An 18,919-nucleotide genomic window follows, 5' to 3' on the forward strand; every position below is an offset into this window, starting at 1 on the left:
CGCCAGAAAGGGCCTTGGTTAGCGGCTTAGGCGGACCGTGGCGAGCGCGCGCCTATCTGCAGCGCGTGCGGGCCCCGCACCAACTGCTCCTTGAGGAACTCGACGCAGACCCTGACCTTGGCCGAGCCGGCCGAGCGGGTGCTGGTCATGGCCCAGACATCGGCCGGTTCGTGGTGTGTGGGCAGCACCCTCACCAGACGCCCGTCGAGCAGGGGCTGGGCGACATCCCAGATCGACAGCAGGCAGATGCCCTGCCCGTCCATGCTCCAGCTCTTCACCACGTCGCTGTAGTTGGAGCTGAAGCGGCTGGTCACCTTGACGGACTCCGGCCCTTTGGGCCCCGTCAGGCGCCAGGTGCCGAAGGGCTGCTCGCGCTCGCGGTACAGCAGACATTCGTGTTCGGCCAGTTCGGCCACCGATCGGGGGTGGCCGCGCCGCGCCAGGTACTCGGACGACGCGCACAGGACGCGCCAGCTCTCGACCAGGCGCTGGGCAATGAGCTGCGGCTGGGCCGGGTCGCCGACGCGGATGTCGAGGTCGAAGTTCTCGCTGACCAGGTCCACGCGCCTGTCCAGCAGTTCGAGCCAGAACTCGAGGCGGGGATGGCGCTGGCCGAGCGCGGACAGTATGGGCGCCACATGTTCGCGGCCCAGGCGCTGGCTGGTGGCGATGCGCAGCTGGCCCGAGGGCTCGCTCTTGGCACTGCTGAAGGCCTCGGACATCGCGTTGGTGTCGTCGAGGATGCGCCGCGCCCACTGGTAGGCGCGCTCGCCGTCTTCGGTGATCACCACGCGTCGCGTCGTGCGGTGGAACAGGCGCACACCCAGCTGCGACTCCAGGATGCCTATGCGCTTGCTGATGTGCGCCGGCGTGGTCCCGATCTCCAGCGAAGCGGCGGCAAAGCCGGAGCGACGAACCACCTCGCAAAACACTTCCAGGTCTTTCAGGTCCATGGCCGTGATTATCAACAGTTCGTTGAATATGACTCAACTATTTGCCGGTTGTAGATTTATTTGTTGTTACTAGACTCCACCCCATCGCAGCCCCCTATCGGCAAAATCCCATGAGCAAACTCCCCATCGCCGTGATCGGCGCCGGCCTGATCGGCGTGACCCATATAGACCGCGTGCGCAAAAGCCCGGATGTTGAACTGGCCGGCGTCGCCGACCCGACACCGGCGGCCGCCGACTTCGCGCGCTCCATCGGCGTCCCCTGCTTCCCCGACCACCAGAGCCTGCTGGCTGAAACCAGACCGAGGGGTGTGATCGTCGCGACACCCAACGTGACGCACGCCCAGATCACGCTCGACTGCCTGGCGCATGGCGCCGCTGTGCTGGTCGAAAAACCCATCGCCGACACCCTGGCCGACGGACGGCGCATCTGCGAAGCCTCGCGCGCCACCGGGTTGCCGGTGCTGGTGGGCCACCAACGCCGCCACAACCCCATCATGCGCAAGGCCAAGGCCATCGTGGCCGCCGGCACGCTGGGCCGGCCGGTCAGCGCCACGGTGATGTGCACCTGGCTCAAGCCGCGCGATTACTTCGACGTGGCCTGGCGCCGCGAGCCGGGCGGCGGCCCCATCCTGATCAACCTGATCCACGACATCGACCTGATGCGCCACCTCTACGGCGAAATCGACAGCGTGCAGGCCCTGGCTTCCAGCGCGGTGCGCAGCTTTGGCGTCGAGGACACCGCGGTGGTCGCGCTGCGCTTTCGCAACGGCGCGCTGGGCACGGTCACCGTGTCGGACACGGCGGCCGCGCCCTGGAACTGGGACCTGGCCGCCGGCGAGGCGGAGCGCTTCCCGCGCCAGGACATCAACGCGCATTTCTATTCAGGCACGGAAGGTTCGCTGACCCTGCCGCGCCTGGAAGTCTGGCGCTACCGCCAGGACCAGGGCGACGCCCAGGGCTGGCACGACCCGCTGACCATGGAGCGCACCGCCCTGCACACAGGCTGCCCCTACACCGAACAGATACGCCACTTCGCCGCGCTCATCGAGGGCCGCGAAGCGCCCGTGTGTTCGGCGCAGGACGGGTTCCGCACGCTGGAGGCGACCCTGGCGGTGACACAGGCGGCCACAACCGGGCGCGCGGTCGCGCTGCCGGCTTGAGAAACGCCATGACCCCGCTGTCACTGGCCCATCTCACCGTGCTGGACGCGGCGCCGCCCGCCTTCTTCGATCTCGCGGCCCAGGCCGGCTACCAGAAGGTCGGCATACGCGTCTTTCCCGTCGTGCCCGGCGGCGTGTCTTATCCGCTGAGCCGGCCCACCATGATCGAATGGCGCCGCCGCATGGCCGATGCCGGCGTCGGCGTGCATGACGTGGAGTTTCTCTCGATCGCGCCGCAGCTGCGCGTGGACGACTACGCGGCCACCGTGGCGATGGCCGCCGAGCTGGGCGCACGGCGGCTCAGCGTCTCGGGCGACGACGCCGACTTCGGCCGCCTGGCTGGAAACTTCGGTGCGCTGTGCGACCTCGCCGCCGGTGTCGGCATGGGGGTGGACCTGGAGTTCATGCGCTTTCGCATCGTCGGCACACTGCCGCAGGCGCTGGAGATCGTCACGCGCGCGGCGCGGCCCAACGGCAGGCTGCTGGTGGACATGCTGCACCTGTACCGGTCCGGGGGGACGGCTGCCATGCTGCGCGATATTCCGGCCGCCCTGCTCGGCTCGGTACAGCTGTGCGATGCGCCGCTCAAGGACCCGACCGACGCCGGCATCACGGATGAGGCGCGCCAGGGGCGTTTGTTTCCGGGCGAGGGCGAGTTGCCGCTGAGGGACTACCTGGATGCCTTGCCGGGCGACATCCCTTTGTCGGTCGAAGTGCCCACCGGCAAAACCCATCCGGAGCTGGGACTGCCGCAACGCGCCGCGCGGGCCTGCGCCGCGTCGCGGGAGCTGCTGAAGTCCTGGCGGCCGTCGCGGTGAAATAGCGGGGTGAGGCGCGGCGGGCGCCAACCCTGCATGGCCTTGCCTTGGCGTTGTTGCGCACCCAGGTGTCCTTGCCGGATGCCGGCATGCCGCACATCACAAGGACTTCGCTTCCCTCCTCCTGGTGGAGAGGAAAGCCGGGGTCGATCTCCTTTCCTCTGGCGTACAAGAGCCGCGTGTGCGCGTCCGCCGCTTCCAAGGGGCGGTCCCAGCAGCCTGGGGCGCGCGCGCCATGGCTTGTTATCTGGCGGCTACCGTGGACTCCTGGGGTTGCCAGCCGCCGCCGAGCGCTTTGAACGCCGCAACTGCCGCGCGTGCGGATTCGGTTTGCGCCTGCGCTCGCGCATCGGAGGCGCGCAACAGGTTTTCGTCAGCCTGCAGGACTTCGATCAGGCTCAGTACACCTTTTTGATACGCTGCAAACGATGCTGCCCGCGCGCGGCTCAGAGAGTCGACTCCCTGGGCAAGTACAGCAGCCTGCTCCTCGCGCTTGACCAGACCCGAAAAGGCGTTTTCCACATCCTCGGTTGCCCGCAGTACGGCAAGCCGGTAGGCGGCCAGCATCTCGGCCTCCTGGCCCCTGGCCTGGTCGATCTGCGCGTTGATACGGCCAAAATCGAACAGACGCCAGCGCAGGCCCAGAACGCCGGAGGCCTGAGTCGCACCGCTGGTGAACAGATTGCGGCCGGACACCGATGTCGCGCTGCCGATCAGCCCACCCAGGGAAAGTTTGGGGTAGTACTCGGCAATGGCGACACCGATACGGGCATTCGATGCGGCAAGGCGGCGCTCGGCCACAATCAGGTCGGGACGGCGCCTGAGCAACTCACCCGGAGAGCCTGTCGCAGTGATGTGCGGAGCCGCAGGGATGACATCGGCACCGGCCAATTCCGCCCGATGCGTTCCGGGTGGCGAGCCCAGCATCACGTCAAGCGCGTTCATGGCCACGTCCAGGCCCGCTTCAAGGATCGGCACAGACGCCTGAACCTGGGCAAGCGCACCTTCCGCCTGGCTCACCTGAAGTTCGGCCGCCAACCCCTTCCCATACAGAAGCTTGATGGTTGACAGCAGTTGCTGCTGCGTCTGCACCTGCCGGCGGGCAACGCCCAGGCGGGTTTGCAGCCCACGAATGAGGATGTAGGTGTCGGCGGTTTGTGCCGCCACAGCCAGCCGGACGGCGGTTGCGCCGGCCTCCGACGCCTGGTACCCGGCAAGCGCCGCTTCCTTTCCGCGGCGCAAGCCTCCGAATACATCCAGTTCCCAGCTCGCGCCCAGATTGGCTTCGTAAGAACTGCCGTGGCGGTCGAAACCGGGGTTGGCGCTCAAGACTTTGCCCAGAGGCGTTTCAAGCGATTGGTAGGCTCTGGCCGCCTGGCCGCTGACATTGCCGGAAGGCAGCAATGCGGCATTTGCCGCCCCCAGTTCCGCGCGCGCCTGGGTGACGCGGGCGGACGCCTGCGCGAGATCGAGGTTCTGCTCCAGCGCCAGCGAGACAAATCGGGTCAGCTGCGGATCGCCAAAACCCGTCCACCACGTGACGAGATCGGCGCGGGTGGTGGCCTGCCGCTGGTCGAGCGCGGCTTGGCCCAGGTACTGTTGCGGCATGGGCGTATCAGGCCTGACGTAGTCGGGGCCGACGGCGCAGCCGGCCGAAAGGACGGCAACAATGAAGATGGCAAGGGTGCGTTTGGGCAACATGGACTTGTTCCGGATCAGGTAATTGATATGGTGACTATAATACAATATGGTCACTCGTTGTTCACTTCTTTGGATACGGGTAAGCTACAGACCATGAACAAAGACAAAGCGACCACTTATCCGGTTTCCGCCCGCGGCCCGGCCGACCACGACGTGCGCGACCAGATCGTTACCGCAGCCACCGAGCACTTCAGCCGCTACGGCTACGAGAAAACGACCGTCTCCGATCTCGCCAAGGCCATCGGGTTTTCCAAGGCTTACATCTACAAGTTCTTTGAGTCCAAGCAGGCCATCGGCGAAGCGATCTGCGCGAACTGCCTGCGCGAGATTGAGGCCGAGGTCAGTGCGGCTATTGCCGGGGCCGAGATGCCGCCGGAGAAGCTGCGGCGGATGTTTAAAGCCATGACCGAGGCGAGCCTTCGCCTGTTTTTCCAGGACCGCAAGCTTTACGAGATTGCCGCATCGGCCGCTACAGAGCGCTGGCAGGCGGTTCAAGCCTACGAGGAACGCATCCAGAAGCTGCTCCAGGACGTCTTGCAGGAAGGCCGGCAAACCGGGGATTTCGAGCGCAAAACCCCCCTGGACGAGACGGCATTGGCCATCTACCTGGTCATGCGCCCCTACCTCAATCCCTTGCTCCTGCAACACAGTTTTGACTACAACAAGGAGGCGCCGGCGCATTTGTCGAGCCTGGTGCTCCGCAGCCTGTCACCTTGATGCAAATTCGTGACTATTGACTAATTTAGTCACTAGTACCATAATGAAAGTCCAATCATTTCGTCAATGGGACTTTCATGCGCAGGCCTTACTTCGCTATATCCACAGCCATTTGTGCATTGCCTTTTGTATTGGCCGCTTGCGGCGACAAGGCGCAATCTGATCCGCGTACCGAGGCGCCGCTGGTACGTGTGGCCACTGTTCAGGGCTCCGTCGCCGCGTCTCGTGCATTTACCGGGACCGTAGCCGCCCGGGTACAAAGCGACCTGGGCTTTCGGGTCCCCGGCAAGGTGCTGGAACGCCTTGTGGATGCGGGGCAGGCCGTTAAGCGCGGGCAAGCGCTCATGCGTATCGATCCTGCAGACCTGAAGCTCGCCGCTCATGCGCAGCTGGAAGCGGTGGCCGCCGCCCGGGCGCGGGCGCAGCAAGCGGCGCAGGACGAGGCCCGCTACCAGGACCTGCGCGGAACCGGAGCCATTTCAGTCTCGGCCTACGACCAGGTCAAGGCTGCAGCAGACGCGGCCAGAGCCCAGCTCAACGCCGTCGAGGCCCAGGCCGAAGTCGCCCGGAACGCGAGCCGCTATGCGGAATTGGTGGCAGATGGCGATGGCATCGTCATGGAAACCCTGGTGGAACCCGGCCAGGTCGTCAACGCGGGACAGGTCGTGGTGCGCCTGGCCCATGCCGGCCGCCGTGAAGCCGTCATTCAACTGCCGGAAACCTTGCGCCCTGCGGTCGGTTCAACCGGGCTGGCCACGCTCTTTGGCCAGGAAGGCGTTGCCGTTCCGACCAGGCTCAGGCAGCTCTCGAACGCCGCGGACCGGCTGACGCGTACTTTTGAGGCGCGCTATGTTCTGGATGGCGAGCTGTCCAACGCGCCATTGGGCAGCACGGTCACCGTTCAAATCCCGGATGCCAATTCCACGACGCAAGGCGGTTTTTCGGTACCCATTGCTTCCCTGTCCGACGCGGGCAAAGGGCCGGGAGTCTGGGTCATCCAGGGCGAGCCGGCCAAGGTTTCGTGGCGGCCGGTCAAGGTCCAGCGCCTGGGCGACGACAGTGCTTACATCGCGGGCCAGCTCAAGCAGGGTGACCGCATCGTCGCACTCGGCACGCATCTGCTGCGCGAAGGCGAGCCCGTCCGCGTGGCGGCTCCAGCACACGTCACGGCGAGCGCACGGCCATGAGCGAAGGCCGTTTCAACCTGTCGGCGCTCGCCGTGCGCGAGCGCTCCGTCACCCTGTTCCTGATCTGCCTGATCTCGCTGGCAGGGCTTGTTGCGTTCCTCAAGCTGGGCCGGGCGGAAGACCCGTCCTTTACCGTCAAGGTGATGACCATCATTACGGCCTGGCCAGGGGCGACCCCGCAGGAGATGCAGGACCAGGTCGCCGAGAAGATAGAAAAGCGGCTGCAGGAACTGCGCTGGTACGACCGCAGCGAGACCTACACCAGGCCGGGCCTGGCTTTCACGACCCTGACCCTGCTGGACACCACCCCGCCCTCCGAAGTGCAGGAGCAGTTCTACCAGGCCCGCAAGAAGGTCGGGGACGAAACCGGCAACCTTCCGGCCGGCGTGATCGGGCCGATGGTCAACGATGAATATGCGGACGTCACCTTTGCGCTGTTCGCGCTCAAGGCCAAAGGCGAGCCGCAACGCTTGCTGGCCCGCGAGGCGGAGACCCTGCGCCAGCGATTGCTGCACGTGCCGGGCGTCAAGAAGGTCAACATCATTGGCGAGCAGTCCGAACGGATTTATGTCGAGTTCTCGCACGAACGCCTGGCAACGCTGGGCATCAGCCCGCAGGAAGTGTTCGCCGCGCTCAATGGCCAGAACGCCCTGACGCCGGCCGGCTCCGTGGAGACCAAGGGGCCGCAGGTGTTCATTCGCCTGGACGGTGCCTTTGATGAGCTGCAAAAGATCCGCGATACGCCGGTCGTGGCGCAAGGCCGCACGTTAAAACTGTCGGACATCGCCACAGTCAAGCGCGGCTATGAAGATCCCGCGACTTTCATGATCCGCAATGGCGGCGAACCCGCTCTGCTGCTGGGCATCATCATGCGCGACGGCTGGAATGGGCTCGACCTGGGCAAGGCGCTCGATAAAGAGGTCGGTGCGATCAACGCCGATATGCCGCAGGGAATGAGCCTGGCCAAGGTCACGGACCAGGCCGTCAACATCAGTTCGGCGGTCGATGAATTCATGGTCAAGTTCCTCGTCGCGCTGCTGGTGGTCATGCTGGTGTGTTTTGTCAGCATGGGCTGGCGTGTGGGTATCGTGGTCGCGGCGGCCGTGCCGTTGACGCTGGCGGCGGTTTTTGTGGTGATGCTTGCTACCGGCAAGAACTTTGACCGCATCACCCTGGGCTCCCTGATCCTGGGGCTGGGCCTGCTGGTCGACGACGCCATCATCGCGATCGAAATGATGGTGGTGAAGATGGAGGAAGGCTATAGCCGTGTCGCCGCCTCCGCCTATGCCTGGAGCCACACCGCCGCGCCCATGCTCTCGGGCACGCTGGTCACGGCTGTCGGCTTCATGCCCAATGGCTTCGCCCGATCGACTGCCGGCGAATACACCAGCAATATGTTCTGGATCGTCGGCATTGCACTCATTGCATCCTGGGTGGTCGCCGTGGTCTTTACACCCTATCTCGGCGTCAAGCTATTGCCTGAGCTCAAAAAGGTCGAAGGCGGCCACGACGCGCTTTACAACACGCCGCGCTACAACCGCTTTCGCCAGCTTCTGGGGCGCGTGATTGCGCGCAAGTGGCTGGTCGCCGCCTCCGTCGTGGGCTTGTTCGTGGCGGCCATCCTCGGCATGGCGGTCGTCAAAAAGCAGTTCTTTCCGATCTCTGACCGGCCCGAAGTGTTGATTGAGGTGCAGATGCCCTACGGCACCTCGATCACCCAGACCAGCGCCAGCACGGCGACGGTGGAGGCCTGGCTGGCCAAGCAACCGGAGGCGAAGATCGTCACGGCCTACGTCGGCCAGGGCGCGCCGCGCTTTTACCTGGCCATGGGGCCGGAACTGCCCGACCCCTCGTTTGCCAAGATCGTGGTGCGCACCGACAACCAGGATGAGCGCGAGGTGTTGAAAACGCGGCTGCGCGAAGCCATCGCCGGCGGCCTCGCCCCCGGGGCGCGCGTGCGTGTCACCCAGCTTGTGTTTGGTCCCTACTCGCCGTATCCGGTCGCCTACCGGATCACCGGACCAGACCCGGACAAGCTGCGCGAGATCGCGGCCGACGTGCAGCAGGTCATGCATGCCAGCCCGATGATGCGCACCGTCAACAATGATTGGGGCACGCGCACACCCGCGCTGCACTTCACCTTGCAGCAAGACCGGTTGCAAGCCGTGGGCTTGACCTCCAGCGCCGTGGCGCAGCAACTGCAGTTCTTGCTGAGCGGTGTTCCACTGACCGCGGTGCGCGAGGACATTCGCACCGTGCAGGTCACGGCCCGCTCGGCCGGCAACATCCGGCTCGACCCGGCCAGGATCGCGGATTTCACACTGACCGGCGCCAACGGGCAACGCATACCGCTGTCGCAGGTGGGCAAAGTCGACGTGCGCGCGGAGGAGCCGATCATGCGCCGGCGTGACCGCATGCCGACGATTACCGTGCGGGGCGATATCGCTGACGACTTGCAGCCACCGGATGTGTCCACTTCCATCGCCCAGCAGCTCCAGCCCATCATGGACAAGCTGCCGGGCGGCTATCGCATCGAAGAAGCCGGCGCCATCGAAGAGTCAGGCAAGGCGATGACGGCCATGTTGCCGCTGTTCCCGATCATGCTGGCCATCACACTGCTCATCATCATCTTTCAGACGCGCTCGATCTCGGCGATGGTCATGGTCTTCCTGACCAGCCCGCTGGGGCTGATCGGTGTGGTGCCTACCTTGATCCTGTTCCGGCAGCCGTTCGGCATCAATGCGCTGGTCGGGTTGATCGCGCTGTCGGGCATCCTGATGCGCAACACGCTGATCCTGATCGGCCAGATCCGGCATAACGAGCAGGCGGGACTGGATCCGTTTCGCGCGGTTGTCGAGGCCACCGTGCAGCGTGCCCGGCCTGTGGTGTTGACCGCATTGGCGGCGATGCTGGCCTTCATCCCGCTGACCCATTCGGTGTTCTGGGGAACGCTCGCTTACACGCTGATCGGCGGCACCTTCGCCGGGACAGTTCTGACGCTGGTGTTCCTGCCGGCCATGTATTCCATCTGGTTCAAGATCCACCCGGCAGCAAAAGCTGACCCGCGCTGATTTTCCCCTTCTCACTCTCCATTTCCATTTCTATTGAAAGGATCAACATGTCGAAATCTACCGTTGTCGTTGTTACCGGCGTGTCGTCGGGCATCGGGCGCGCGGCCGCAGAAAAGTTCACCAAGCGGGGATGCCATGTGTTTGGCACCGTGCGCGGCATCACCACGGCAAAACCGCTGCCTGGCGTCGAGCTCATCGAGATGGACGTTCGCGACGACGCTTCCGTTCAACGCGCGATTCAGTCCATCGTCCTCCAGGCCGGCCGTATCGACGTGCTGGTCAACAACGCGGGGATGAACATGATCGGCGCGGTGGAGGAAACAACCACCAGCGAGGCCGCATCCCTGTTCGACACCAACGTATTCGGCCTATTGCGCACCACACAGGCGGCACTCCCCCACATGCGGGCACAACGCCACGGAAGGATCGTCAACGTCAGCTCCGTGCTCGGCTTTCTCCCCGCCCCGTACATGGGACTCTATTCGGCCTCCAAGCACGCTGTGGAGGGCTTATCTGAAACCCTGGATCATGAGGTGCGCCAGTTCGGCATTCGCGTGACGCTTGTGGAACCGTCCTACACCAGGACCAATCTGGAGGCCAGTTCGCCTCACGCAAAGTCAAGGATCGCGGACTATGACCGCGAACGCGACCTCGTCTCGCGCGCCCTGGCTGACAGTGTCAACGGGGCACCTGAACCCTCCGAGGTGGCCCACACGATCGTCGAAGCGGCGCTTGGTGCCTGGCGTATGCGCCGCACTCCCGCCGGACAGGCGTCCCTCTTGAGCAAGTTGCGCCGTTTCATGCCCGCAGGCCCCGTCGATGCAAGTCTGAGAAAAGCGATCGGCCTCGGTTAGGAACTGTTGAATTCCGTCCAAAGTCGACGCACGGCCCCTGGAAGCGTGAGCTACCGTGCCGAAACGGCACAGTGATGCGGCCAGGCACACAAGTCCTGCAACGCGACGATGGCGATTGGTGCGGCTGGCGGGGATCGAACCCACGACCCTTGGCTTCGGAGGCCAATACTCTATCCACTGAGCTACAGCCGCAACGCTGGAAAACGGTTTGCGCCCGAATTCTCGGCCGGGGAAGGCGCGAAATCAGGGCATTTGCGCCGCGCGGGCGATTCACGCCGCGCAGCGTGTCCGATTCTACCAGCCGGCCGCGGCAGGCCCCGGGCCCGGCAAGAGCCCCAGCTATAATGCGAGGTTGCTGAGCAAGCGCTGTACAGGCGCGCCACCAACACGCGATAGCCCCCGATTTTTAGTTTTTTGAGGACGCCATGAGCGCAAACGACCACACCACGGCCCACGAAGAAGCCCACACTGGCCCGATCAAGACGCCCCAGCAGCTGCTGGCAGCGGTTTTTTTCTCTTTTGTCGTCCCCGTTTTCGCCATCATCGGCCTGGTTTATTACGTCGCTTCGGCCAACAAACCGGCTGCCGGCGCCAGTGAAGATGCCAAAGCCGTCGCGCAGCGCATCCAGAAAATCGGTTCGGTTGAAATCCGCGACGCGAACCGCCCCCTCAAGTCCGGCGAAGAAGTCTACAAAGCCCAGTGCGTGACCTGCCACGGCACGGGCGCCGCCGGCGCACCAAAATTCGGCGACGCGGGCGCATGGGGCCCCCGCATCAAGACCGGCTACGACACCCTGCTGCATTCGGCACTCAAGGGCAAGGGCGCCATGGGCGCGCAAGGCGGCGGCGATTTTGAAGACATCGAAATCGGCAAGGCCGTGGTCTACATGACGACAGCCGCCGGCGGCAAGTTTGCCGAACCCAAGGCGCCTGCAGCGGCAGCGTCCGCGCCCGAAGCGGCGGCCAGCGCGGCCAAGTAAGCCCTCACGCAGTTTCTTCAAAAAGCCGGTTTTGACCGGCTTTTTTCATGGCCGCTACTTTTTTTGCTGCTGCGCCTGCGGGCTGCGCACATAGGCAAAGCGCGCCGGCAGGTCGCGGGCGGTGTGTTCCTCGGGCACCCACAGGCCCTGCTCCACCGCATCGGCGGCATGCGTCATGTCCTGGGTATGGACCAGGCCAAAACCCAGGTCGGTCTCCAGGTAAAGCCGCCCGGCCTCATCCAGAATGCAGCGCTGCGCGCGCGCGGCCGCGCCGGTGTGCGCGGTGACCGCAAAAGACGGCGCCGGGGCTACGCGCCAGACCAGCGGCGTGGCTTCAAGCTCCACATAGACGCGCTGCGGGCCGTTCTGGAAGAACCAGCGGCCGCCGGCGTCGCTTTCGTAATTGCGCTGGATGAAGTCGATCAGCTTGTCGTGCTTGAGCAGCGAGCCCTTGGCGGCCTTGTTGCGCGCAGGGTCGGCGCCGGCAATACCGCTGAAGGGCCCGGCGGCCTGCGCCCTGTCGTCGCGCATATACCAGTTGCCGCGCGCGTCCAGCCCCAGCCAGCCGTAGCAGTCGGGAACATTGGGCCATTTGGCAATCGCCTGCCGAACTATGTCGTCCATGGTCGCATTCTGCGCCGTAGCTTATAACTGCGCCGCCAGAAAGGCGGTGACGGCGTCAGGCATGGCGCGCACGTGACCCGGGAAGGGCGCGGAAGGAAAGCCGACGTGGCCGCCTTGGGCCGGTTGCCACAGCGTGACATGCGGGCCCACCTCCGAGGCCTGCGGCAGGCTGGACGCGGGCACAAAGGGATCGTTGAGCGCGTTCAGGGCCAGTGCGGGCACGGCAATCCGGTGCAGGTGCGGCTTGGCCGAGGCCCGCGACCAGTAGTCGTCGGCATTCTTGAAGCCGTGCAGCGGCGCAGTGAAGACGTCGTCAAACGCATAGAGGTCGCGCGCGGCCAGCAGCCGCTCGCGGTCAAACAGCCCGGGATGCTGCTCCAGCTTTTGCAGGGCCTTGGGCACCATGGTCTTGAGGAACATCCGGGTATAGACCAGGCGGTTAAAGCCCCGGCCTATGGCCCAGCCGCTGGCGGCAAGGTCCAGCGGCGAGCACACGGAGGCGATGCCGGCCACCACCTGCCGGGCCTCGGCGCCCATCTCGCCGGCCCAGCGCATCAGCGCGTTGCCGCCCAGCGAGATGCCGACGGCCATCACCGGCCCGCCGCGCTGTTCCGCGAAGCGCCGCAGTATCCAGTCGATCTCTGCGAAGTCGCCCGAGTGGTAGGCGCGCGGCGCGAGGTTGATCTCGCCCGAGCAGCCGCGAAAATGCGGGATCGCACAGGCCCAGCCGCGCTCGCGCGCCGCATCGGCCAGCGCTTCGGCGTAGTGGCTGGCCGAGGAGCCCTCCAGGCCGTGGAACACTACAAGCAGCGGTGTTTGGGCCGGGGCCGCATCATCCGCCACCAGCCAGTCGACATCGACAAAGTCCTCATCGGGCGTGGTCCAGCGCTCGCGGCGGAATACCGGCTGCGGGCCCAGGAAGCGGCGCGACTGCAAGGCAGCCCAGATGGTCTGCAGGTTGCCGCCCGGGAGCCACCAGGGCGCGGCATAGTTCATGGCGGGTTCCATGCGCAGCCGGATCAATGGAGAACGGTGGGTGTTTCCGACACTTCCTGCATTTCGCGCGGCGTGCCGGGACTGGCATGGTGGGCCACCATGCGCCAACCCTGCGCGGTCTTGTGGTAGACGTTGGTGGCGATGACGTAGGCGTGGCGCGGGCCTTCTTCGGTGAGCACCTCGATGCGCTCGAGCACGCTGTGGACGCTGGCGCTCATGGCTTCCACCTTGCGCACCTTGATGGGCTGCGCGCGTATGGTGCCGTTGGAAAACATCGCATCAAAAGTCGCGCGTATGGCCGCCGGCCCCACGAGGCGGGCACCCCCCGGGTGCACACAGACGATGTCGTCCTCGTCGCCCCAGCAGGCCATGAGTTTTTCAATGTCGCCGCTTTGCAGCGCATCGTAGAAAGCCGCCTCGATGTCATCGGCGTTGCCGGTGCTGGCGGGCGGGACTTTGGGTTTGGGCATGGAGGCGATCAAAAAGAGTTCGGGCAAGGGGATGGCGGCTTCAATCCGGCTTGGCGTTTGGTGCTGAATTCTGCGCGGGATTGCGCGCCGCAGCAAGCCAGGCCTGGACCACACCCTGCATGCCGCCGTCCGCCCGGCCCGGGCCGCTGCGGCTACCGCTCTGGTTGGCCTGCCACAGCAACTCGGGCGCGGCCACATGGGTGCCGGGCGGCAGCACCTGAAGGGCGGCATCGACGAACTCCGCGAGCTTGGCGGGCCGCACCGGTTGCTCGGCTTGGGGAATCATGAACCTGAGCGTGGACAGCATCCAGGCCGCGACCCGCTCCAGGGCGTTCCTTCCCGCGGGGTCCTGCGCCTTGCGGGCCGAACGCACCAGCAGCAGGCGTTCAAAGCCGAGAGCGGCGACGGCCTGCTCGTCCAGGTTGGCCAGGCCGCGCTTGAGCGCATCGGGCAGGCGCCCGGTGACATGCGGCACCACCACGACCAGGGTCTGCACGCCGCAGCGCTTGAGCCACTGCGCCAGCGCGGGCAGCTCCGAAGGCGCGGGTGTCCAGAGCGTGCGCTCACGTCCGTAGTACATGCGCGGCGGCTCGAACATGACCAGCCCGGTATGCGCCGGCAGCGGCCTCAAGGCCCATTGCGCTATCGGCGAAGGCGCGCCCGCCAACGCGATGCCGACGCCGGAAAGCCCCGTCGCCATAGCCTCGGTGGCCAGCACCTCGGTGTGCGCATAGCGGCCGCTGCCGACCAGGCGGCGCAGCACCTCATTGCCCAGCACGCCGGTGGCGCCGGCCACCAGCAGGCGCGGCTTGGCCTGCGCGGGCGGCGGCGGGCGCAAGGCGGACTGCAAAGCTTGCAGCGGGCTGCCGGAAGCGGAGGATGTGGGCAGCGGGGACATTCGACTATGTTAGTGTTGCGGCTTGCATTTTCGGAGGCATTGCCATGACGATATCCCGCTTTTTGACATTCACCCTCGCGGCCCTGCTGGGCCTGCTGCTCTCGGGCTGCGGTTACAACGACTTCCAGCGCCTGGATGAGCAGACCAAGTCGGCCTGGTCCGAAGTGCTGAACCAGTACCAGCGCCGCGCAGACCTGGTGCCCAATATCGTGGCCACGGTCAAGGGTGAAGCGGCCTTCGAACAGGATACGCTGACCAAGGTGATCGAAGCGCGTGCCAAGGCGACGTCCATCCAGGTGACGCCCGAAACCCTGAATGACCCGGCCGCCTTCAAAAAATTCCAGGCGGCGCAGGGCGAGCTCGGCAGCGCGCTGAGCCGCCTCATGGTGGTCAGCGAGCGCTACCCGGACCTGAAAGCCAACCAGGGCTTTCGCGACCTGCGCGTGCAGCTCGAAGGCACGGAAAACCGCATCACCGTAGCGCGCAACCGCTACATCCAGACCGTGCAGGAATACAACGTGCTCACGCGCAGCTTCCCGAACAACCTGACGGCCATGGTCTTCGGCTACCAGGTCAAGCCCAACTTCTCGGTGCAGAACGAGGCGCAGATCTCCACGCCGCCTGTGGTGGACTTCAACAAGAAATAGAGCACGGCGGACCCGGGCGTGCAGCGCTCCATGCTTCTCGTTCGCGACGGCGCCCGGCTGCTGGGGGGCCTGCTGCTGGCCGCCTGGCTGCCGCTGGCGGCCTGGGCGCAGGGCGGCGTGCAGCCGGTGCCGACGCTGACGGCGCATGTGATGGACGGCACCGGCACGCTGAGCACCGCGCAGCGCGAGGCGCTCGAAGCCAAGCTCACGGCCTTTGAACAAAGCCGCGGTGCCCAGGTCGTGATCCTGATGGTGCCCACGACCCAGCCGGAAGACATCGCCGCCTATGCGCAACGCGTGGGCGACAGCTGGAAGATAGGCCGCAAGGGCGTGGGCGACGGCCTCTTGCTGGTGGTGGCCAAGAACGACCGCAAGGTGCGCATAGAAACCACCAAGGCGCTGGAAGGCGCCATCCCCGACCTCGCGGCGCGCCAGGTCATAGACACGGCCATCACGCCGCGCTTCAAGCAGGGCGACTTCGCCGGCGGGCTGGATGCCGCAGCCGACCAGCTCATCGCGCTGATCAGCGGCGAAAACCTGCCCGCGCCGGAACACAGCAGCGGCGGCAACAACGACGGTTTTGAGTGGACGGACCTGGCCGTCTTCCTGTTTTTTGCCGTGCCGATTGCCGGGCGGATTGCGGCCATGGTGCTGGGGCGCAAGTTCGGTTCGCTGGCCACCGGCGGTGTGGTCGGCGTGCTGGCCTGGATTTTTACCAGCAGCCTGATCGTGACCGGCCTCGCCGTTCTGGTGGGCACGGTGTTCGCGCTGGTCGCCAGCCTGGGCGCCCTGGGTCGCGGCGGCCGCTCTTCGGGCGGCTGGACTTCCGGTGGTTTTGGCAGCGGCGGTGGCGGCTGGAGCAGTGGCAGCAGCAGCAGCGATGGTGGCGGCTTCAGCAGCGGTGGTGGTGGCGATTTTGGCGGCGGCGGCGCCTCGGGAGATTGGTAGGCATATGCTGGGCAAACTCACAACCATCCTCAAGCACCTCTGGCTGGACGCCTCCGACGCCAGGCGCGCCATTCCGCCCGACATGCTGCAGCGGCTCGCGCGGCGCGTGGCAGCCAGCGAGCGGCGCCACAGCGGCGAGATCCGCATCTGCGTAGAGGCTTCACTCCCCCTGAGTTATCTGTGGCGGCTGGACCGGCACACATCCATCGCCGCGCTCACGCGCCAGCGCGCGGTCACCCTGTTCGGCAAGCTGCGGGTCTGGGACACGGAGCACAACAACGGCGTGCTGATTTACGTGCTGCTGGCCGAGCATGCGATCGAGATCGTCGCCGATCGCGGCCTAGCGCGGCAGGTCGGCCCCGACCAATGGCAAGCCATGGTGACGCGCATGGCCGCCGCGTTTCGCGAACAGCGTTATGAAGACGGGCTGACGCAGGCGCTAGAAGAAACGTCCGCGGTGCTGATGCAGCACTTCGCGGTGGATGGCTCAGAAGAAGGCGCGCCAGCCAGGGCGAATGAACTGCCCGACGCGCCGCAGCTTCAGTAAGAGAGTCACAGACTCAGGACGAGAGCAAGACACCGAGGACAAACAACCCCGTCAACACAACCAGGATGCGGCGTATCCATGTCCTAAGCGAACGTCGTCCCCGGCGCTGCGGCGAAAGCTCTTCGTCCCACGTCAGACTGTCCAGTGCGCTGTCCATAATCCCACCTCGTCGCTTCGGTTGAATCCCTGGATCCACGATACGGCAGAGGCGCCCTCGCTGGCTGTGATTTAGGGTTTCCAGTTGTTAAGCTGAGGCGCTGGCACAACAGCATGAGTGCGAAAGGATTACCGGTCATGCGCCGCCCATGAAAAAAGCCCCTGGCTTTCGGCAGGGGCTTGCTGCATTCCGGCGATAAGGCCGGCAAGGCTTGTTTTTATTTCTTCTGGCGGTATTTGCGCAAAGCGGCGATCTGCGCGGCCATGACGGCGAGTTCGGACTGGGCCATGGCGATGTCGATGTCGCTCTTGGCGTTCTTCAGCGCTTCCTCGGCGGCAGCCTTGGCTTCGCTGGCCTTGGTCTCGTCCAGGTCCTTGCCGCGGATGGCGGTGTCGCTCAACACCGTCACGCAGTTGGGTTGCACTTCGAGCAGGCCGCCGGCCACGAAGACGAACTCTTCCGTGCCGTCGGCTTTTTCAATGCGCACGGCACCCGGCTTGATGCGGGTGATCAGCGGCGTGTGGCGCGGGTAAATGCCCAGCTCGCCAGCCTCGCCGGGCAATGCCACGAACTTGGCTTCGCCCGAGAAGATGGACTCTTCTGCGGATACGACGTCGACGTGAATGGTGCTCATCTTTTTACTCCTTGAAAAAAGTCGGGCTAAAGCAAGTAAGCGGCTGTCTGGCTAGGCGGCGCGCGGAAATGTGCAAGTGCACATTGAGCACGCCAACAACGCCAGGCGGCCGGTTACGCCGCTTTAGGCGACTTTTTTGGCTTTTTCGAAGGCTTCGTCGATCGTGCCGACCATGTAGAAAGCCTGTTCCGGCAGGTGATCGCACTCGCCGGACACAATCATCTTGAAGCCGCGAATCGTTTCAGCCAGGCTGACGTACTTGCCGGGCGAGCCGGTGAACACTTCAGCAACGTGGAAAGGCTGCGACAGGAAACGCTGGATCTTGCGGGCGCGGGCCACGGCCAGCTTGTCTTCAGGGGCCAGTTCGTCCATGCCCAGAATCGCGATGATGTCGCGCAGTTCCTTGTAGCGCTGCAGCGTGCCCTGCACGGCGCGGGCCGTGTTGTAGTGGTCTTCGCCGACGACGTTCGGGTCCAGCTGGCGGCTGGTGGAGTCCAGCGGATCGACCGCGGGGTAGATACCCAGCGAAGCGATGTCGCGCGAGAGCACCACGGTGGAGTCCAGGTGAGCGAAGGTGGTGGCGGGCGACGGATCGGTCAAGTCATCGGCAGGGACGTAAACGGCCTGGATGGAGGTGATGGAGCCGACCTTGGTGGAGGTAATACGCTCTTGCAGGCGGCCCATTTCCTCGGCCAGCGTGGGCTGGTAACCCACGGCGGAAGGCATACGGCCCAGCAGCGCGGACACTTCGGTACCGGCCAGCGTGTAGCGGTAGATGTTGTCCACGAAGAACAGCACATCGCGGCCTTCGTCACGGAAGGATTCGGCGATGGTGAGGCCCGTCAGCGCGACGCGCAGACGGTTCCCTGGGGGCTCGTTCATCTGGCCGTAAACCATGGCCACTTTGGATTCGCCGAGGTTCTCGAGGTTCACGACGCCGGAGTCGGCCATCTCGTGGTAGAAGTCATTGCCTTCGCGGGTACGCTCACCCACACCGGCGAACACGGACAGGCCCGAGTGCGCCTTGGCGATGTTGTTGATCAGTTCCATCATGTTCACGGTCTTGCCGACGCCGGCGCCGCCGAACAGGCCCACCTTGCCGCCCTTGGCGAAGGGGCAGACCAAATCGATCACCTTGATGCCGGTTTCCAGCAGTTCCTGCGAAGGCGACAGTTCGTCGTACGCGGGCGCCTTGCGGTGGATGGGGGCGGTCAGGGTCTGGTCGACCGGGCCGCGCTCGTCGATGGGCGAACCCAGCACGTCCATGATGCGGCCCAGCGTGGCCTTGCCCACGGGAACCGTGATGTTGGCGCCGGTGTTGTACACGACGTTGCCGCGGCGCAGGCCGTCGGAGGTGCCCAGCGCGATGGTGCGCACGATGCCGTCGCCCAGCTGCTGCTGGACTTCCAGCGTCAGCGCGGAGCCTTCCATCTTGAGCGCGTCATAAATCTTGGGCATCTGGTCGCGCGCGAATTCCACGTCAACCACCGCACCAATACACTGAACAATCTTGCCTTGAGCCTGAGCCATGATTGAATCCTTTTCCGTTTCTTTAAA

18 protein-coding genes and 1 tRNA gene are annotated in these 18,919 nt (G+C 65.2%); 10 read left to right on the plus strand and 9 right to left on the minus strand.

Annotated features, from left to right (window positions below; all coding sequences use genetic code 11):
* Window positions 1–26: 26 nt before the first annotated feature.
* Window positions 27–953 carry a LysR substrate-binding domain-containing protein gene (locus tag PMI15_RS12150; protein ID WP_007868905.1) on the minus strand — a complete coding sequence of 309 codons (927 nt, stop codon included), beginning with the start codon at window positions 951–953 and terminating at the stop codon, window positions 27–29.
* A 110-nt stretch (window positions 954–1,063) separates the two neighbouring features.
* Between PMI15_RS12150 and PMI15_RS12155 the strand changes: the two genes are divergently transcribed.
* Both PMI15_RS12155 and PMI15_RS12160 read left to right on the plus strand, forming a co-directional pair.
* The gene (locus tag PMI15_RS12155; RefSeq protein WP_007868906.1) at window positions 1,064–2,113 is read left to right on the plus strand and encodes a Gfo/Idh/MocA family protein; all 1,050 of its coding nucleotides are present in this window, start codon (window positions 1,064–1,066) and stop codon (window positions 2,111–2,113) included.
* Window positions 2,114–2,121: 8 nt separating this feature from the next.
* On the plus strand, window positions 2,122–2,931 hold the full coding sequence (locus tag PMI15_RS12160) for a sugar phosphate isomerase/epimerase (RefSeq protein ID WP_007868907.1): 810 nt from the start codon (window positions 2,122–2,124) through the stop codon (window positions 2,929–2,931).
* Between the two features lie 243 nt (window positions 2,932–3,174).
* Here the strand turns inward: PMI15_RS12160 and PMI15_RS12165 are convergent, their stop codons facing one another.
* Window positions 3,175–4,632: an efflux transporter outer membrane subunit gene (locus PMI15_RS12165; RefSeq protein ID WP_007868908.1), complete on the minus strand. Its 1,458-nt coding sequence runs from the start codon at window positions 4,630–4,632 to the stop codon at window positions 3,175–3,177.
* A 93-nt stretch (window positions 4,633–4,725) separates the two neighbouring features.
* On the opposite strand from PMI15_RS12165, the gene PMI15_RS12170 reads away from it, so the two are divergent.
* The 4 genes from PMI15_RS12170 (at window position 4,726) to PMI15_RS12185 (ending at window position 10,461) form a co-directional block, all read left to right on the plus strand.
* The gene (locus tag PMI15_RS12170; protein ID WP_007868911.1) at window positions 4,726–5,349 is read left to right on the plus strand and encodes a TetR/AcrR family transcriptional regulator; all 624 of its coding nucleotides are present in this window, start codon (window positions 4,726–4,728) and stop codon (window positions 5,347–5,349) included.
* A gap of 77 nt (window positions 5,350–5,426) precedes the next feature.
* Window positions 5,427–6,536: an efflux RND transporter periplasmic adaptor subunit gene (locus tag PMI15_RS12175; protein WP_007868914.1), complete on the plus strand. Its 1,110-nt coding sequence runs from the start codon at window positions 5,427–5,429 to the stop codon at window positions 6,534–6,536.
* A complete protein-coding gene (locus PMI15_RS12180; protein WP_007868918.1) occupies window positions 6,533–9,607 on the plus strand; it encodes an efflux RND transporter permease subunit in 3,075 nt (1,024 codons plus the stop codon). Before PMI15_RS12175 ends, PMI15_RS12180 begins: the two co-directional genes overlap by 4 nt.
* Window positions 9,608–9,654: 47 nt before the next feature.
* Window positions 9,655–10,461, plus strand: coding sequence for an oxidoreductase (locus PMI15_RS12185; protein ID WP_007868921.1), 807 nt, complete (start codon window positions 9,655–9,657; stop codon window positions 10,459–10,461).
* A 116-nt stretch (window positions 10,462–10,577) separates the two neighbouring features.
* On the opposite strand, the gene PMI15_RS12190 is transcribed toward PMI15_RS12185, so the two are convergent.
* Window positions 10,578–10,653: transfer RNA gene (locus tag PMI15_RS12190), tRNA-Arg, on the minus strand.
* 233 nt (window positions 10,654–10,886) lie between these two features.
* Between PMI15_RS12190 and PMI15_RS12195 the strand changes: the two genes are divergently transcribed.
* Entirely contained in the window at window positions 10,887–11,441 is a 555-nt protein-coding gene (locus tag PMI15_RS12195; RefSeq protein ID WP_007868923.1) for a cytochrome c5 family protein, read from the plus strand.
* A gap of 54 nt (window positions 11,442–11,495) precedes the next feature.
* On the opposite strand, the gene PMI15_RS12200 is transcribed toward PMI15_RS12195, so the two are convergent.
* The 4 genes from PMI15_RS12200 to PMI15_RS12215 are packed head-to-tail and all read right to left on the minus strand — an operon-like array spanning window position 11,496 to window position 14,429.
* Complete coding sequence (locus PMI15_RS12200; RefSeq protein WP_007868926.1) at window positions 11,496–12,065, minus strand: DUF2946 family protein; 570 nt, start codon at window positions 12,063–12,065, stop codon at window positions 11,496–11,498.
* 21 nt (window positions 12,066–12,086) lie between these two features.
* On the minus strand, window positions 12,087–13,061 hold the full coding sequence (locus tag PMI15_RS12205; protein WP_007868928.1) for a YheT family hydrolase: 975 nt from the start codon (window positions 13,059–13,061) through the stop codon (window positions 12,087–12,089).
* Between the two features lie 23 nt (window positions 13,062–13,084).
* Window positions 13,085–13,531 carry a nuclear transport factor 2 family protein gene (locus PMI15_RS12210; RefSeq protein ID WP_007868930.1) on the minus strand — a complete coding sequence of 149 codons (447 nt, stop codon included), beginning with the start codon at window positions 13,529–13,531 and terminating at the stop codon, window positions 13,085–13,087.
* Between the two features lie 40 nt (window positions 13,532–13,571).
* Window positions 13,572–14,429, minus strand: coding sequence for a hypothetical protein (locus PMI15_RS12215; protein WP_007868933.1), 858 nt, complete (start codon window positions 14,427–14,429; stop codon window positions 13,572–13,574).
* Window positions 14,430–14,473: 44 nt separating this feature from the next.
* Here PMI15_RS12215 and PMI15_RS12220 point away from each other — a divergent pair, with 44 nt between their 5' ends.
* Genes PMI15_RS12220 through PMI15_RS12230 form a run of 3 tightly spaced genes read left to right on the plus strand, consistent with a single transcriptional unit; the run spans window position 14,474 to window position 16,571 of the window.
* Window positions 14,474–15,076: a LemA family protein gene (locus PMI15_RS12220; RefSeq protein WP_007868935.1), complete on the plus strand. Its 603-nt coding sequence runs from the start codon at window positions 14,474–14,476 to the stop codon at window positions 15,074–15,076.
* Between the two features lie 30 nt (window positions 15,077–15,106).
* Window positions 15,107–16,024, plus strand: a complete 918-nt coding sequence (locus PMI15_RS12225) for a YgcG family protein (protein WP_007868938.1) — start codon at window positions 15,107–15,109, stop codon at window positions 16,022–16,024.
* Between the two features lie 4 nt (window positions 16,025–16,028).
* The gene (locus PMI15_RS12230) at window positions 16,029–16,571 is read left to right on the plus strand and encodes a TPM domain-containing protein (protein ID WP_007868940.1); all 543 of its coding nucleotides are present in this window, start codon (window positions 16,029–16,031) and stop codon (window positions 16,569–16,571) included.
* A 374-nt stretch (window positions 16,572–16,945) separates the two neighbouring features.
* Here the strand turns inward: PMI15_RS12230 and PMI15_RS12235 are convergent, their stop codons facing one another.
* Both PMI15_RS12235 and atpD read right to left on the minus strand, forming a co-directional pair.
* On the minus strand, window positions 16,946–17,362 hold the full coding sequence (locus PMI15_RS12235) for a F0F1 ATP synthase subunit epsilon (RefSeq protein ID WP_007868942.1): 417 nt from the start codon (window positions 17,360–17,362) through the stop codon (window positions 16,946–16,948).
* A 123-nt stretch (window positions 17,363–17,485) separates the two neighbouring features.
* Window positions 17,486–18,892, minus strand: a complete 1,407-nt coding sequence (atpD, locus tag PMI15_RS12240; protein ID WP_007868954.1) for a F0F1 ATP synthase subunit beta — start codon at window positions 18,890–18,892, stop codon at window positions 17,486–17,488.
* Window positions 18,893–18,919 lie beyond the last annotated feature (27 nt).

This window comes from Polaromonas sp. CF318 (assembly GCF_000282655.1).
In the GTDB taxonomy this organism is placed as follows: Bacteria; Pseudomonadota; Gammaproteobacteria; order Burkholderiales; family Burkholderiaceae_C; genus Polaromonas.